Source organism: Cellulosimicrobium sp. So1_17, assembly GCF_055181235.1.
On sequence record NZ_CM143702.1, the window covers coordinates 3,591,357 to 3,604,333 of the forward strand.

The window sequence follows — 12,977 nt, forward strand, 5'->3', positions numbered from 1 at the left end:
GTACCCGTGCGCCGCGCCGGGTCCGCCATCCCGGCGTCCTGGGCGCACGCCGGTCCACAGCCCGGGCGGATGCCGTCGACAACCGTCCCGGCGGATCGCTACCCTCCCGAGGAGGTCGGCCACCCGACCGAGCGCGCTGCTTCCCGGCGCACACCGACCGTCGACGGAGACCAGATGGACACGCTGCCAGCAGGTTCCCCCGCGCACCTGCGCACGCTCAACGCCCGCGCCGTGCTCGACTCGCTGGGCCGGGAGGACGCGCTCAGCCGGCCGGACGTCGCCGCGGCCACCGGGCTCGCGCGGAGCGCGGTCACCCAGACGCTGCGTGCGCTGGTCTCGACGGGTGTCGTGACCGAGGCCGGGATCGACCGGGAGCGTCGTGGGCCTGCGGCGACCCGGTACCGGGTCGACCCCGACCGCGGGTTCGGGCTCGGGGTCGACGTCGCGCGCGACCGCGTGCGGGTCGCGCTCGTCGACGTCACCGGCGCGGTGCGGGCGCGCGCTGAGCGCCGGGACGTCGCCGCGACCCCCGTCGCGCGGGCGCGGGCCGCCGCCGAGCTCGGGCGCGGCTGCGTGGCCGACGTGGCGACGCGCCTCGGGCGGGAGACGGGCATCGAGGTGAGCCGTGCGGTCGCGGCGGTGCCGGCGATCGTCGGGAGCGACCAGGAGACCGTCCGGCGCGTCCCGGGCTTCGAGAAGGGCGGGACGACGCTCCACGACGCGCTCGTCGACGCACTGGGCTGCCCGGTCGCGCTCGAGAACGACCTGAACCTCGCCGCGCTCGCCGAGCAGCGCGACGGCGTCGCCGTCGGCGTGCCGACCTTCGTCGTGCTCGGGCTCGGCGGGGGTTTCGGCGCCGGGGTCGTGGTCGACGGGAAGCTGCACCGCGGAGCCGCGGGCGGGGCGGGCGAGGTCTCGTTCCTGCCGCACCCCGAACGGCCCCTCGGGTCCGAGGTCCTCGGCGCGGTGTCGATCCGTGCCATCGCCAAGGAGAACGGGCTGCCGGAGGACGTGACGGTCCGCGACGTGGTCGACCGCGCCGAACGGGGCGACGGGGCCGCCTCGGACGTCCTGGACCTGGTCGCGGAGCGGATCGCCGTCGTCACGGCGACGATCGCCCTCGTCGTCGAGCCCGAGCTGTTCGTCCTCACCGACCAGGCGGCTCGGGCACCGATCGCGGACCGCGTGACGCGCTTCCTCGCCGACCGGGTCGCCGTCCTCGGCCTGCGCGTCGCCCCGTCCACGCTCGGGGCGGACGCGGTCGTCGTGGGCGCCGCCCGTGCGGCGAGCGACGCGCTGCGCGACGACGTGGTCCGGGCCGCCGTGGCCGTCGACGTCGCCCCCGCGGACGGTGCGAACGGCGGGGAGACCGCCGACGAGCCCGAGGCCGCCGAGGCCGTGTCGTGACCGCGCCGCTGACGTCGCGCCTCGGTCTCGACCCCGGCACGCGCGCGATCATCCTCAACGCCGACGACTACGGCATGTGCCGGGCCGCGAACCGCGCGGTCGAGGAGCTGCTGCTGGCGGGCCACGTCGACTCCGCCTCGCTCATGGTCCCGTGCGCGTGGGCGCCCGACGCGCTCGCGTTCGCCGCCACGCACCCGCAGGCCGACGTCGGCGTCCACCTCGTCCTGACGAGCGAGTGGTCGCGGTACCGGTGGCGCCCGCTCACCGGGACGGGCACGTCCCTGGTCGACGCCGCGGGGTACTTCCCTGCCGACGTCGCCACCGTCGAGCGGCAGGCCCGCGACGAGGACGTCGCGGCCGAGCTCGCCGCCCAGCTCGACGCGGCGCTCGCCGCGGGGGTCGAGGTCTCGCACCTCGACAACCACATGGGTTCGGTCTACGGCCTCGAGACGGGCCGCACGTTCCTGCCCCAGGTCTTCGAGCTCGCGGCGCGGCACGGGCTGCCGTTCCGGCTCCCGCGGACGACCGACGGGATGGCGCTGCCTCCCGGTGACCTCCAGCCCGTCCTCGAGGAGGCGACGGCAGCGGCCGACGCCCTCGGCGTCGTCCTGCCCGACCGGGTGTGGACGCACCCGTTCGCGCTCGCGGGCGAGGGCACGCCGGGCGAGGAGGACTACGCGGAGGTCAAGGCCGGCTTCCTCGACCTCCTGCGCCGCGTCCCGGCGGGGGTCACCGAGATCTACCTGCACCCCATGCTCGACGACGATGAGCTCGCCGACGTCGCCGACTACGGCGTGCCCAAGCGGGGCTTCGAGCACCGTCTGCTCGCCGACCCGGACGTCGCCGCCCTGATCGCGACCGAGGGGATCGTGCGGGTGGGCTGGCGTGACCTGCGCGCGGTGCAGCGGGGCGAGCGGTGAGCGACTCCGCGGACGGGTCTCCGGGCGCGCGCGACCACGCGGCGTCGGGCACGGGCCTGCTCGCCCGGGTGCGCGACCGGCGGCTCGTCGGGCCTCCGACGCGGGCGCAGCGCGTCGCGTACGGCGCGTCCGCGTTCCCTGCCAACCTCCTGCTGCAGACGTTCTCCGCGTTTGTCGTGTACTTCTACGTCGACCACCTCGGCGTGCCCCCGGGCTGGGTCGCGGGCGCGATGGTCGCGCACGGGGTGCTCAACGCGCTGCTCAACCCGCTCGTGGGCGCGGCGTCCGACCGGCGGCGCACGCGCTGGGGCCGGCGCGTGCCGTGGATCGGGCTGGGCGTCGTGCCCCTCGTCGTGGCGTTCGCCCTCGTGTGGATGCCGCCGCCGTTCGGGCCTGCGGGGCTCGTCGCGTGGTTCCTCGTGGTCGTCGCGGTGTACGACGTCGCGTACGTCGTCGTGGTCCTCAACGTCTCGGCGCTGTTCCCCGAGCTCTTCCGCACGACGGCAGAGCGCGCCCGGGGCAACGTGCCCCGCCAGGTCTTCGGGCTCGTCGGCATGATCCTCGGCACGGCCGGCGCGCCGCTGCTGTACGGGACGCTCGGCTGGACGTGGATGGCCGTCGCGCTCGCCGTCGTCAGCCTCGCGTTCTTCGTCTGGTCGTTCGCCGGGATGGTCGAGCGGCCGGTGGACGAGGCCTCTGTGCGCGAGCGCGAGGCGGCCGTGGGACTGCGCGACCAGCTGCGCTACACGTTCGCGAACCGTGCCTTCGTCACCTACGTGCTCGGCTCGCTCCTGCTGCAGAGCACGACGGCGATCGTCCTCGCCGCCGTGCCGTTCTACGTGCGGTACGTGCTCGGCGGGGCCGAGGCCGACGCGACGCTCCTCCTCGCACCGATCTTCGTCGCCGCGATCCCGTCCATCCTCGGCTGGTCGTGGGTCGTGCGCCGCGTCGGGCCGCGGACGGCGATGCTCTGGGTGGTCGCGGTGTACGGCCTCGCGACGACGCTGTACCTGGTCCCCACGACCGTCGTCGGGGCAGCCGTCGCGGGGCTGGCGGTCGGGGTCGGTGTCGCCGGGCTCATGCAGGTGCTCGAGGTGGCGCTCGCCCAGGTGATCGACGACGACGAGCGCCGGACCGGCCTGCGCCGCGAGGGCATGTACTTCGGCGCGAACGGGTTCGTCGTGCGCGGCTCGGTCATCGTGCAGGCGGTGCTGGTCGCCGCGGTGCTCGGCGCGAGCGGGTACGTCGAGGGCGCCGCGACGCAGGCTCCCGAGGTGGCGACGGGCGTGCGGCTGCTCCTCGGCGCCGTCCCCGTGGCGCTCGCGGCGCTCGCGTTCGCGTGCTTCTGGCTCTACCCGCTGCGCGGGCGGGGCGACGGAGACGGCGAGGTGCCGGTCGCCGAGGCGGTCGCCGACGCCGCAGCCTCGCCCACGGCGTCCGACCCCCTGCCGAGGTAGTACCGGCACCGCGAGGTAGTACCCCGGTCGCGCGGGGTAGTACCCCGGTTGCGGGGGGTAGTACCCCGGTCGCGCGGGGTAGTACCCCGGTTACGCGAGGTAGTACCCCGCGTTGCGGGGGTTCGTACCCGCGGTACTACGTCGCGGGGTGGGTGGTTCCTCCGGGCCCGGCGAGCTCGTCCTCCGCGACGGCGCACAGGTCCGTGCCGGCGTCGACGTCGCGCAGGTCGCACGCGACCCGGCGCATGAGCAGGCGGAAGGCGTGGCGCTCCTCGGGCGAGAGCGTCCGCAGGAGCGCGTCCTCGGCGTCGCGCACCTGCGTGGCGAGCTCCGCCAGCCGACGGCGCCCGAGGGCCGTCGCGACGATGCGACGCGCCCGCCGGTCGGCCGGGTTCTGCTGCCGCTCGACGAGCCCGGCGGCGACGAGGTCGTCGACGAGGTAGGTCATGACCGTGCGGTCGATGCCGTGGTGCTCGGCGAGCGCGAGCTGGGTGGGCTGGTCGCCCTGCACGACGGACACCAGGACCTGGTACCCGCGCGTGCCGTGCGGCACGTCGACGAGCGCCTCCTCGACGGTCGCACGGTAGGCGCGCAGCAGGACGCCGAGGTGCCAGCCCAGGTCCTCGAGGTGCCCGGGCGTCGGCGCGAGGGCGGGACCGTCGCCGTGCGTCCCCGGGTGCGTCGTCGGCTCTGTGGACGTGGACATGCGCCCAGGGTACCGCGGGAATGCTGTTGCGCCACCTATCTGTTACGGATATGTTCTGCTCGACAACACATCTTCGGATCGAGGACGCATGGACTACGGCCACGAGCTCCGCTTTGGCTCCTTCATCACCCCGTCGGCGGCGTCACCGCGTGACGTCGTCGACCTCGCCGTGCTCTCGGAGCAGGTCGGGCTCGACCTCGTGACGTTCCAGGACCACCCGTACCAGCCGGGCTTCCTCGACACGTGGACCCTCATGAGCTGGGTCGCGGCTCGCACCGAGCGCGTGCGGATCGCCGGCAACGTCCTCAACCTCCCGCTGCGCCCGCCGAGCGTCCTCGCGCGGTCCGTCGCGAGCCTCGACCGGCTCTCGGGCGGCCGGGTCGAGCTCGGTCTCGGCGCGGGCGGGTTCTGGGACCCCATCGCCGCGATGGGCGGCGAGCGTCTCACGCCGGGGGAGAGCGTCGACGCGCTCGACGAGGCGATCGACGTGATCCGCGGGCTGTGGGACACGTCCACCCGCGACCGGCTCGTCGCCGGCGGCGAGCACCACCGCGTCGACGGCGCCAAGCGCGGACCTGCGCCCGCGCACGACGTCGAGATCTGGGTCGGCGCGCTCAAACCGCGAATGCTGCGCCTCGTCGGCCGGACGGCGGACGGCTGGCTGCCGTCGCTCGCCTACCTGCAGAGCTTCGAGGCCCTCGCGCGCGGCAACGCGGCGATCGACGACGCCGCCCGAGACGCCGGGCGCGACCCCTCCGCGATCCGCCGTCTGCTCAACGTGGGTGGCCGCGTCACGGCCGATCGTGGCAGCGGCTTCCTCCAGGGGCCGCCGCAGCAGTGGGCCGAGCAGGTCGCCGCCGTGACGCTCGAGCACGGCGTCTCGACGTATGTCGTGGCGGGCGACGACCCGACGACGCTCGCCGTCGTCGGCCAGGAGGTCGCCCCCGCGGCGCGCGAGCTCGTCGCAGCAGAGCGCGGCACGACCGGTACCGCGGGAGCCAGCAGCACCAGCAGCACCAGCAGCACCAGCAGCACCAGCAGCACCAGCAGCACCGCCGAGGAGGCCTGAGCATGACCGACTACGGCCACCCCCTCCGGTTCGGCACGTTCGTCACACCCCTCGCCGACGACCCCGACCTCACCGTCGCGCGGGCCGTGCTCGCGGAGGACCTCGGCCTCGACCTCGTGACGTTCCAGGACCACCCGTACCAGCCGCGGTTCCTCGACACGTGGACCCTGCTGACCTACGTCGCGTCCGCGACCGAGCGGATCCACGTCGTGCCGAACGTCGTCAACGTGCCGATGCGCCCGCCGGCCGTGCTCGCGCGCGCCGCGGCGAGCCTCGACCTGCTGTCGGACGGCCGCGTCGGGCTCGCCCTCGGCGCCGGCGCGTTCTGGGACGCGATGGAGTCGATGGGCGCACGGCGTCTGTCGCCCGGCGAGAGCGTCGACGCGCTCGCCGAGGCGGTCGACGTGATCCGCGCGATCTGGGGCGAGGACGTCGCTCGCGCCGTCCCCGCGGGTTCGCGGGGCGGCGTCCTGCTGCCCGGCGAGCACCACCGCCTCGAGGGTGCCGAGCCCGGGCCGGCGACCACGCGTCGCATCCCCGTGTGGCTCGGCGCGCTCGGGCCGCGCATGCTGCGGCTGACCGGTCGGGTCGCCGACGGCTGGCTGCCGTCGCTCGGGCGCATCGGGACCGACGGCCTGCGCGCGGGCAACGCCGCGATCGACGCCGCCGCGGCCGCGGCCGGCCGCGACCCGCGCGAGATCACGCGCGTCCTCAACGTCTCCGGGGCCTTCGAGGTCGGGGCGCCGCAGCCTCGTGGCATGGGCGAGCCCGACGTCGTCGGGCCGCCGGAGGCCTGGGTCGAGCGGCTGCTGCCGCTCGTGGTCGACGAGGGCGTCTCGACGCTCGTCCTCGCGTCCGACGACGAGGCCACCACCCGTCGCTTTGCCGAGGAGGTCGTGCCGGCGCTGCGAGCGGCGGTCGAGCGTGAGCGCACGGCGACCGGCACGGACACGAGCCGCGTCGTCCCGGCCGCGGTGCGCGGGGCGCGTCGACCCGGCATCGCGTACGACGACGTCCCCGCCTCGCTCGCCGAGCGCGCCGTCGAGCCGGGCGACGCCCAGCACGCGGCCGTGCGCTCGACGTACCTGCGCGGCGGCTCGCCCGGCCTGGTGCTGCGCCCGCGCGACACGTCCGAGGTGGTCGAGGCGCTGGCGTTCGCGCGTGCCCAGGAGGTCACGCGGCGCGTCCCGCTGTCGGTCCGCTCCGGCGGCCACGGGATCAGCGGGCGCTCGACGAACGACGGCGGGATCGTCGTCGACCTCGGCGCGCTCGACGGGATCGAGGTGCTCGACGAGACGACCCGGCTCGTGCGGCTCGGGCCAGCCGCGCGCTGGGGTGATGTCGCGACGGCGCTCGCGCCGCACGGCTGGGCCATCACGTCGGGCGACTCCGGCGGCGTCGGGGTCGGCGGCCTCGCGACCGCGGGCGGCATCGGGTGGCTGGGCCGCGCGCACGGCCTGACGATCGACCACGTGCGCGCCGTGGAGATGGTGCTCGCCGACGGGTCGGTGGTCCGCGCGAGCGACACCGAGAACCCGGACCTGTTCTGGGGCGTGCGCGGGGCCGGGGCGAACCTCGGCGTCGTGGTGTCGTTCGAGCTCGTCGCCGACGAGGTCGGCGCGGTGGGGTTCGCCCAGATGGTGCACGACGCGTCCGACACCGCGACGTTCCTCGAGCGATGGGGCGCCGCCGTCGAGGCGTCGCCGCGCGACACGACGAGCTTCCTCCTCATGGGCCGCCCGCGGCCGGGCCAGCCGGTCGTCGCACAGACCATGACGATGGTCGACTCGGACGACCCGGACACGGTGATCGAACGCCTGCAGCCGTACGCGTCGATCGCGCCGCTCCTCCAGCAGGCACAGGCGCAGATCCTGCCGTACGCCGCCGTCGTGCAGGCGCCGCCGCGCGGACCGCACGCTGGATCTGGTGAGCCGGTGGCTCGGTCCGGCCTGCTCGAGCACCTCACGCCCGCCGCGTCGGCGCGGCTCGCGGGCCTCGTCGCGAGCGGTGACACGTACTTCTTCCAGATCCGCTCGACGGGCGGGGCGGCGTCGGACGTCCCCGCCGACGCGACGGCGTACGCCCACCGGTCCGCGAACTTCGCGGTGAGCGCGATGGGCGCGAGCCGCGCACGTCTCGACGCGCGCTGGGACGCGATCGCGGACGTCTTCTCGGGCTCGTACCTGAGCTTCGAGACCGACCCTCGCCCGGAGCGGGTCGAGGACGCGTTCCCGCCCGCGACGCTCGACCGGCTGCGCGCGCTGAAGCGCCGCGTGGACCCGGGCAACCTCTTCCGCGACAACTTCCCGGTGCTCGGCCCGGACGCCCTGGACCTCGCCCCCGCGAGGTAGTACCTCAGGAACGCGAGGTAGTACTACGGTCCAGCGAAGGCGGACCGCAGTACTACCTCGCGGGACCGGGGTACTACCTCGCGGGACCGGGGTACTACCTCGCGGGACCGGGGTACTACCTCGCGGGACCGGGGTACTACCTCGCGGGACCGGGGTACTACCTCGCGTTACCGGGGTACTGCTTCGGCGCCGGCCGGGCTGTCCTCCGGTGCCCGACGGCGCACGTGCAGCACGGCGTGGACGGCCAGTCCGGCGAGGATCGCCCAGAACGCCGCGCCGACGCCCCCGACGCTCACTCCCGCGGCGGCGACGAGCAGCGTGACGACGGCGGCCTCCCGCCCCCGCGGCTCCGCGAAGGCCCCTGCGAGCGCACCACCGAGCGCGCCGACGAGCGCGAGCCCCGCGGCCGCCTCGACCAGACCGGGCGGTGCGGCGGCGACGAGCGACGCGAGCCCCGCCGACGCGACGGCGAGCACGAGGTAGGCCCAGCCCGCGGTGTGGGCGGCGACCCACCGCCGTCGGGCGTCGGGGTGGGCCTCCGGCCCGGCGGCGAGAGCGGCGCTGATCGCGGCGAGGTTGATCGCGTGCCCGCCGGCGAGCGCCCCGGCGAGGGTCCCGAGCCCCGTCACGGTCATGGCCTCGCGCCACGGCACGCGGTAGCCGAACGACGCCATGACCGCGACTCCCGGCACGTTCTGCGACGCCATCGTCACGACGTAGAGCGGCACCGCGAGCCCGACGACGGCCTGCCACGAGAGCGCCGGGGCGGTGAGGTCGAGCCGGGGGACGGCGTCGGACCACGCGAGCGCACCGGAACCTGCGGCCGTCACCACGACGACCGCGAGCGCCACGACGAGCGCCACCGGGGCGGCCCACCGTGGCGCGAGGCGCAGGAGCACGAGCCAGACCGCGACGACCGGCGCGACGAGGAGCGGCAGGTCCACGAGCGCGCGCACCGGCGCGAGGCACAGCGTGAGCAGGACCCCGGCGAGCATGGCCTGCGCGACGGGCCGCGGGATGGCGCCGACGAGATCGCCGAGCCGGGGCCACAGGGCGGTGAGCAGCACGAGCGCGCCCACGAGGCAGAACGCCCCCACCGCTGCCGGCCAGCCGCCCGCGACGGCACCCGTCGAGACGAGCAGCGCCGCGCCCGGCGTCGACCACGCGAGCGTGATCGGCGTCCGGTGGCGCCACGTGAGCCACAGGATGCCGACGCCCTGCGTGACGCACAGCGCGAGCAGGCCGGACGCCGCCTGCTCGGGCGTCGCGCCCACGGCCCGCAGCCCGGCGAGCACGACGGCGAACGAGCTCGTGAATCCCACGAGCGCGGTGACGAGCCCCGCGAGGACGGGCGGGGTGCGGTCGGACGGCATGCGGTGCTCCTGGATCGTTCCGTTTCCGGAACGCTATCAGGCATCGTTCCGGAAACGGAACGGTAGGCTCGGGTGCGTGAGCCACGACGACGCGTCCAACGACCGGGAAGAGGTCGCGCACGCCGTCGCGCGACAGCTCCGGGCGCTCCGGACGGAACAGGGCCTGTCGCTCTCGGGCCTCGCCGCCGCCGCCGGCATCGGGAAGGGCTCGCTCTCGGAGATCGAGCAGGGCTCGCGCAACCCCACGCTCGCGACGCTCTACGCCCTGGCCGGGGCGCTCCACGTCCCGCTCGCGGTGCTGCTCGCGGAGCGGGTCGGCACGCAGGTCTCCTCGGAGGGTGTCACCGCGCGCCTGCTGGACGCGCACCACGTGCCCGACAGGACCGCGGTCGAGGTCTACCACCTGCACCTCGACGCGGGCTCGCGCCGGACCTCACCGCCGCACGGCCCGGGCGTCGTCGAGCACCTGCTCGTCACGGACGGGCGGCTGCGCGCCGGACGCGTCGGTGCCGAGGCGGAGATCGGCGTGGGCGACGAGCTGCGCTGGGTGTCCGACGTCGAGCACTCCTACCAGGCGCTCGGCGGCCTGTCGGTGGACGCGGTCCTCGTCATCAGGACGCCGCCCGGCGCCGACACCTGAGGGGCTCGGGCGAGGAACGCCGCGCGCGTCGTCGCCATGAGCGTGAGCAGCGCCCGCCGCTGGCCCTCCACGCGCCAGGCTTCGACGATCCCGCGCGCCACGCGCTCGTGCAGCAGGGCGAGCTCGGTCGCCGCCTGCTGGTAGTCACGCATCGCCCGGGCAGCACCGGGTCCGGCGGTGCGGCGGGCCCATTCGCGGGCCTGGCGGCGGGCCGCGAGCGTCGAGAGCATCGTGAGGTCGGGCGGCCCGACGAGGCCGGTCGCTTGGTACGGCGCGAGGTTCCGGGCGATCGTCGCGACCGTGCGGCGGCGGTCGGCCACCAGGACGGCGACCAGCGTCGCGAGCACACCGAGGCCCACGAGGTAGGCGAAGCCCAGGCCGAGGAGGCCGAACCCGATCGACCCGTTCCACAGCGCGTGCAGCGCGATCGCCGCGACGAGCCCGCCGATCGGCGCCAGGACCCGCCGCGGCCCGCGCGCGGTCATGGCCGCGCTCGCGACACCGAGGCCGATGAGGGCCGTGCAGAGCGGGTGGAGCAGCGGCGAGACGACGGCGCGCAGCACGAACGTCGGGCCCAGCGTGTCCGTCTGCGCGGCGGTGATGAAGTAGGAGACGTTCTCGACCGCGGCGAACCCGAGCGCGACGACCGTCGCGTAGATGATGCCGTCGGTCCACCCGTCGATCTCGTGCCGCCGGAACCACAGCATCCCGAACAGCACCGCGCCCTTGAGGATCTCCTCGACCACGGGGGCGACGACGGTCGCCACCGCGTACCAGCCGGTCTCCGCGCCCAGCAGCGGGCCGGCGACCAGCTCGAGGCCGAGCGTGTTGACGATCCCCGCGAGGAGCGTGGCGACGCCCGCGCCCCAGAGGAACGCGACGACGAGCGCGCTCGGCGGCTCGGGCTCCAGGCGGTCGAGCGCGAGCACGACGGGGAGCCAGATCCCGAGCGGCAGCAGCGCGAGCACGAGGCTCAGGCCGAACGACGCGCCGTCGAGCAGGGCGAGGGGGACGAGGCCGAGCAGGAGGCACACGCTCGACACGGCGATCGCGACGATGAGGCCGACGGGCGTCTTGCCGGGCAGGCGCCAGTCCAGCACGGCGCGCGGGTCGAGGGGGAGCGGGCCGGGCCCGTGCGGCGGGAGTCCCGGCGTGTGGCCGGGCTGCGGGTGCGTCACCCGCGGGATCGTACGCACCCGGCGCCGGTCCGGACAGGGCTGTCCAGCCGGATCAGGCGCCGAACCCCGGCTTGTGCCGCCATCAGCCGCCCGAGGGGCACGCAACCCGGGGTTCGGCAGGCGAGCCCGTCATTGCTACGCGGCCTGCGACCACGCGGCCCGGCCGGTGGGCCGACGGCGCACGGTCGCGTCCTCCTCGACCACCGCGTCCGGCAGGACGACCGCCCCCGGCTCGACGACGACGTGCCCGCCGACGCGCGCGCCGCTCCCGACGCGGGCGCCGTCGCCGACGCGCGTGCCCGGACCGAGGCGGACGTTGTCGCCGACGGTGACGTCACGGCCGACGAGGCAGTCCTCGTCGAGCCAGCTCCCGACGCCGACGCGACAGCCCGGCCCGATCCGCACCCCGGCCTCGACGTACGTGCCGTCGCCGAGGGGGACGTCGTCGGGGACGTGGGCGCGCGGCGAGACGAGCCCGCCGCCGGTGTGCCGGACGTAGTGCTGGATCTCGCCGAAGTCGTTCTCGACCTGGACGCGACGGGCGACGCGGCGGCGGGTTCCGCGGGCAGGCTGGACCATGTGACCTCCTCGGGTCGGCTCGACAGGTTCTGCCTGACATAACGCCGATCCGAGGCGCAGGATTCCGGCGCACGGCGCCGGGTGGGTCACAGCGCGCGGGTGCTCGCGCGGACCACGAGATCGGTGGGAAGCCGCAGGTGGGCGTCGCGCGGCCGACCCTCGAGGAGGTCGACGACCATGCGCAGCGCCGCGGCACCCATCTCGTGGATGGGCTGGCTGACCGTGGTCAGGGGCGGGCTGGCGAGCACCGACTCGGGCACGTTGTCGAACCCGACCACCGAGACGTCGTCGGGCACCCGCAGGCCGAGCTCGGTCGCGACCTCCATCGTGCGGATGGCCGACAGGTCGTTCGCGGCGAAGACGGCGGTCGGCCGGTCGGGCAGGGACAGGAGCTCGTGCGCGGGGGAGTCGGCGAGGTCGGGGCGGTAGCCGCCGACGCGCATCAGCGCGGGGTCCACTGCGATCCCCGCGTCCTCGAGCGCCTCGCGGTAGCCCTGCTCGCGGAGCCGCGCGGACTCGAGGTCCGGCCGGCCGCCGAGGAACGCGATGCGGCGGTGGCCGAGCGCGAGGAGGTGCTCGGTCGCGGCGCGCGCGCCCGCGAGGTTGTCGGAGTCGACGGTGGGGGCCCCGGACGGGCCGCGGTGCGGGTCGACGGCGACGACCGGGACCGTGCCGCTCGGCGCGACCACGGTCGGCGTCACGAGGATCGCCCCGTCGATGAGGGTGCCGGCGAGCCGTGACAGGTAGCGCTGCTCCCACCCGACGCGGTCGTCGCGGCGCAGCCCGCCGGAGTACGCGAGGAGCTCGTAGCCGGTGTCCTCGACGGCCTCGGAGATGCCCTTGAGGAGCTCGGTGGAGAACGGCTCGAACTCGGCGACGAGGATCCCGATGACGTTCGTGCGGCGGCTGCGCAGGCTGCGCGCGACGATCGACGACTCGTACCCGAGGTTGGCGATGACCTCGTGGACGCGCGCGGACGTCTCCGGCGCGACGCCGTACCGGTCGTTGATCACCTTGGAGACGGTGGCCACGGAGACGCCGGCGGTGCGCGCGACGTCGCCGATGGTGACCCGCCCGGACGCTCGCATGGCATGACCCTAGCGCCTGCCCGCCGGGCCGGGCTGTCGCGACACCGGTCGGACCACGATGTTTCGAAACCGTTATCGACAACGATTGACACGACCCTGCGCGGCCTGCCAGTCTCGGATGCACCCGCTGCCGACGACGTGCGGCGGAACGGTCCCGGACGGTGCAGGGACGGACCTGCAGTCTCGACTCGACGAAGAGGACGGATCCC

At 75.3% G+C, this 12,977-nt stretch carries 11 protein-coding genes; 6 read left to right on the top strand and 5 right to left on the bottom strand.

Annotated features, from left to right (window positions below):
• The first annotated feature begins 174 nt into the window (after nucleotides 1-174).
• The 3 genes from ACZCLJ_RS15815 to ACZCLJ_RS15825 are packed head-to-tail and all read left to right on the top strand — an operon-like array spanning nucleotide 175 to nucleotide 3,784.
• The gene (locus tag ACZCLJ_RS15815) at nucleotides 175-1,407 is read left to right on the top strand and encodes an ROK family transcriptional regulator (RefSeq protein WP_463104436.1); all 1,233 of its coding nucleotides are present in this window, start codon (nucleotides 175-177) and stop codon (nucleotides 1,405-1,407) included.
• Nucleotides 1,404-2,327, top strand: a complete 924-nt coding sequence (locus tag ACZCLJ_RS15820; RefSeq protein ID WP_463104437.1) for a polysaccharide deacetylase family protein — start codon at nucleotides 1,404-1,406, stop codon at nucleotides 2,325-2,327. The genes ACZCLJ_RS15815 and ACZCLJ_RS15820 overlap by 4 nt, the downstream gene beginning before the upstream one ends.
• Nucleotides 2,324-3,784, top strand: coding sequence for an MFS transporter (locus ACZCLJ_RS15825; RefSeq protein ID WP_463104438.1), 1,461 nt, complete (start codon nucleotides 2,324-2,326; stop codon nucleotides 3,782-3,784). The genes ACZCLJ_RS15820 and ACZCLJ_RS15825 overlap by 4 nt, the downstream gene beginning before the upstream one ends.
• 136 nt (nucleotides 3,785-3,920) lie before the next feature.
• On the opposite strand, the gene ACZCLJ_RS15830 is transcribed toward ACZCLJ_RS15825, so the two are convergent.
• Nucleotides 3,921-4,490, bottom strand: coding sequence for a MarR family winged helix-turn-helix transcriptional regulator (locus ACZCLJ_RS15830; RefSeq protein WP_463104439.1), 570 nt, complete (start codon nucleotides 4,488-4,490; stop codon nucleotides 3,921-3,923).
• Between the two features lie 88 nt (nucleotides 4,491-4,578).
• Between ACZCLJ_RS15830 and ACZCLJ_RS15835 the strand changes: the two genes are divergently transcribed.
• Both ACZCLJ_RS15835 and ACZCLJ_RS15840 read left to right on the top strand, forming a co-directional pair.
• The gene (locus ACZCLJ_RS15835; RefSeq protein ID WP_463104440.1) at nucleotides 4,579-5,559 is read left to right on the top strand and encodes an LLM class flavin-dependent oxidoreductase; all 981 of its coding nucleotides are present in this window, start codon (nucleotides 4,579-4,581) and stop codon (nucleotides 5,557-5,559) included.
• Between the two features lie 2 nt (nucleotides 5,560-5,561).
• On the top strand, nucleotides 5,562-7,910 hold the full coding sequence (locus ACZCLJ_RS15840; protein ID WP_463104441.1) for an LLM class flavin-dependent oxidoreductase: 2,349 nt from the start codon (nucleotides 5,562-5,564) through the stop codon (nucleotides 7,908-7,910).
• 167 nt (nucleotides 7,911-8,077) lie between these two features.
• On the opposite strand, the gene ACZCLJ_RS15845 is transcribed toward ACZCLJ_RS15840, so the two are convergent.
• Nucleotides 8,078-9,283 (bottom strand): benzoate/H(+) symporter BenE family transporter, encoded by a 1,206-nt coding sequence (locus tag ACZCLJ_RS15845; protein WP_463104442.1) that lies wholly within the window; start codon nucleotides 9,281-9,283, stop codon nucleotides 8,078-8,080.
• Between the two features lie 76 nt (nucleotides 9,284-9,359).
• Here ACZCLJ_RS15845 and ACZCLJ_RS15850 point away from each other — a divergent pair, with 76 nt between their 5' ends.
• Nucleotides 9,360-9,923 carry a helix-turn-helix domain-containing protein gene (locus ACZCLJ_RS15850; RefSeq protein ID WP_463104443.1) on the top strand — a complete coding sequence of 188 codons (564 nt, stop codon included), beginning with the start codon at nucleotides 9,360-9,362 and terminating at the stop codon, nucleotides 9,921-9,923.
• Here the strand turns inward: ACZCLJ_RS15850 and ACZCLJ_RS15855 are convergent.
• The 3 genes from ACZCLJ_RS15855 to ACZCLJ_RS15865 all read right to left on the bottom strand — a co-directional run bounded on the left by ACZCLJ_RS15855 (nucleotide 9,851) and on the right by ACZCLJ_RS15865 (nucleotide 12,768).
• On the bottom strand, nucleotides 9,851-11,101 hold the full coding sequence (locus ACZCLJ_RS15855) for a PrsW family intramembrane metalloprotease (RefSeq protein WP_463104444.1): 1,251 nt from the start codon (nucleotides 11,099-11,101) through the stop codon (nucleotides 9,851-9,853). The genes ACZCLJ_RS15850 and ACZCLJ_RS15855 overlap by 73 nt on opposite strands.
• A gap of 135 nt (nucleotides 11,102-11,236) precedes the next feature.
• A complete protein-coding gene (locus tag ACZCLJ_RS15860; RefSeq protein ID WP_463104445.1) occupies nucleotides 11,237-11,680 on the bottom strand; it encodes a transferase in 444 nt (147 codons plus the stop codon).
• Between the two features lie 86 nt (nucleotides 11,681-11,766).
• Nucleotides 11,767-12,768: a LacI family DNA-binding transcriptional regulator gene (locus tag ACZCLJ_RS15865; RefSeq protein ID WP_463104446.1), complete on the bottom strand. Its 1,002-nt coding sequence runs from the start codon at nucleotides 12,766-12,768 to the stop codon at nucleotides 11,767-11,769.
• Between the last annotated feature and the right edge of the window lie 209 nt (nucleotides 12,769-12,977).

Bases quoted from the DNA above. Each gene is read 5' to 3' on its own strand.
- ACZCLJ_RS15815 (WP_463104436.1), top strand. From the start codon at position 175: ATGGACACGCTGCCAGCAGGTTCCCCCGCGCACCTGCGCACGCTCAAC.
- ACZCLJ_RS15830 (WP_463104439.1), bottom strand. From the start codon at position 4,490: ATGTCCACGTCCACAGAGCCGACGACGCACCCGGGGACGCACGGCGAC.
- ACZCLJ_RS15835 (WP_463104440.1), top strand. From the start codon at position 4,579: ATGGACTACGGCCACGAGCTCCGCTTTGGCTCCTTCATCACCCCGTCG.
- ACZCLJ_RS15840 (WP_463104441.1), top strand. From the start codon at position 5,562: ATGACCGACTACGGCCACCCCCTCCGGTTCGGCACGTTCGTCACACCC.
- ACZCLJ_RS15845 (WP_463104442.1), bottom strand. From the start codon at position 9,283: ATGCCGTCCGACCGCACCCCGCCCGTCCTCGCGGGGCTCGTCACCGCG.
- ACZCLJ_RS15860 (WP_463104445.1), bottom strand. From the start codon at position 11,680: ATGGTCCAGCCTGCCCGCGGAACCCGCCGCCGCGTCGCCCGTCGCGTC.
- ACZCLJ_RS15865 (WP_463104446.1), bottom strand. From the start codon at position 12,768: ATGCGAGCGTCCGGGCGGGTCACCATCGGCGACGTCGCGCGCACCGCC.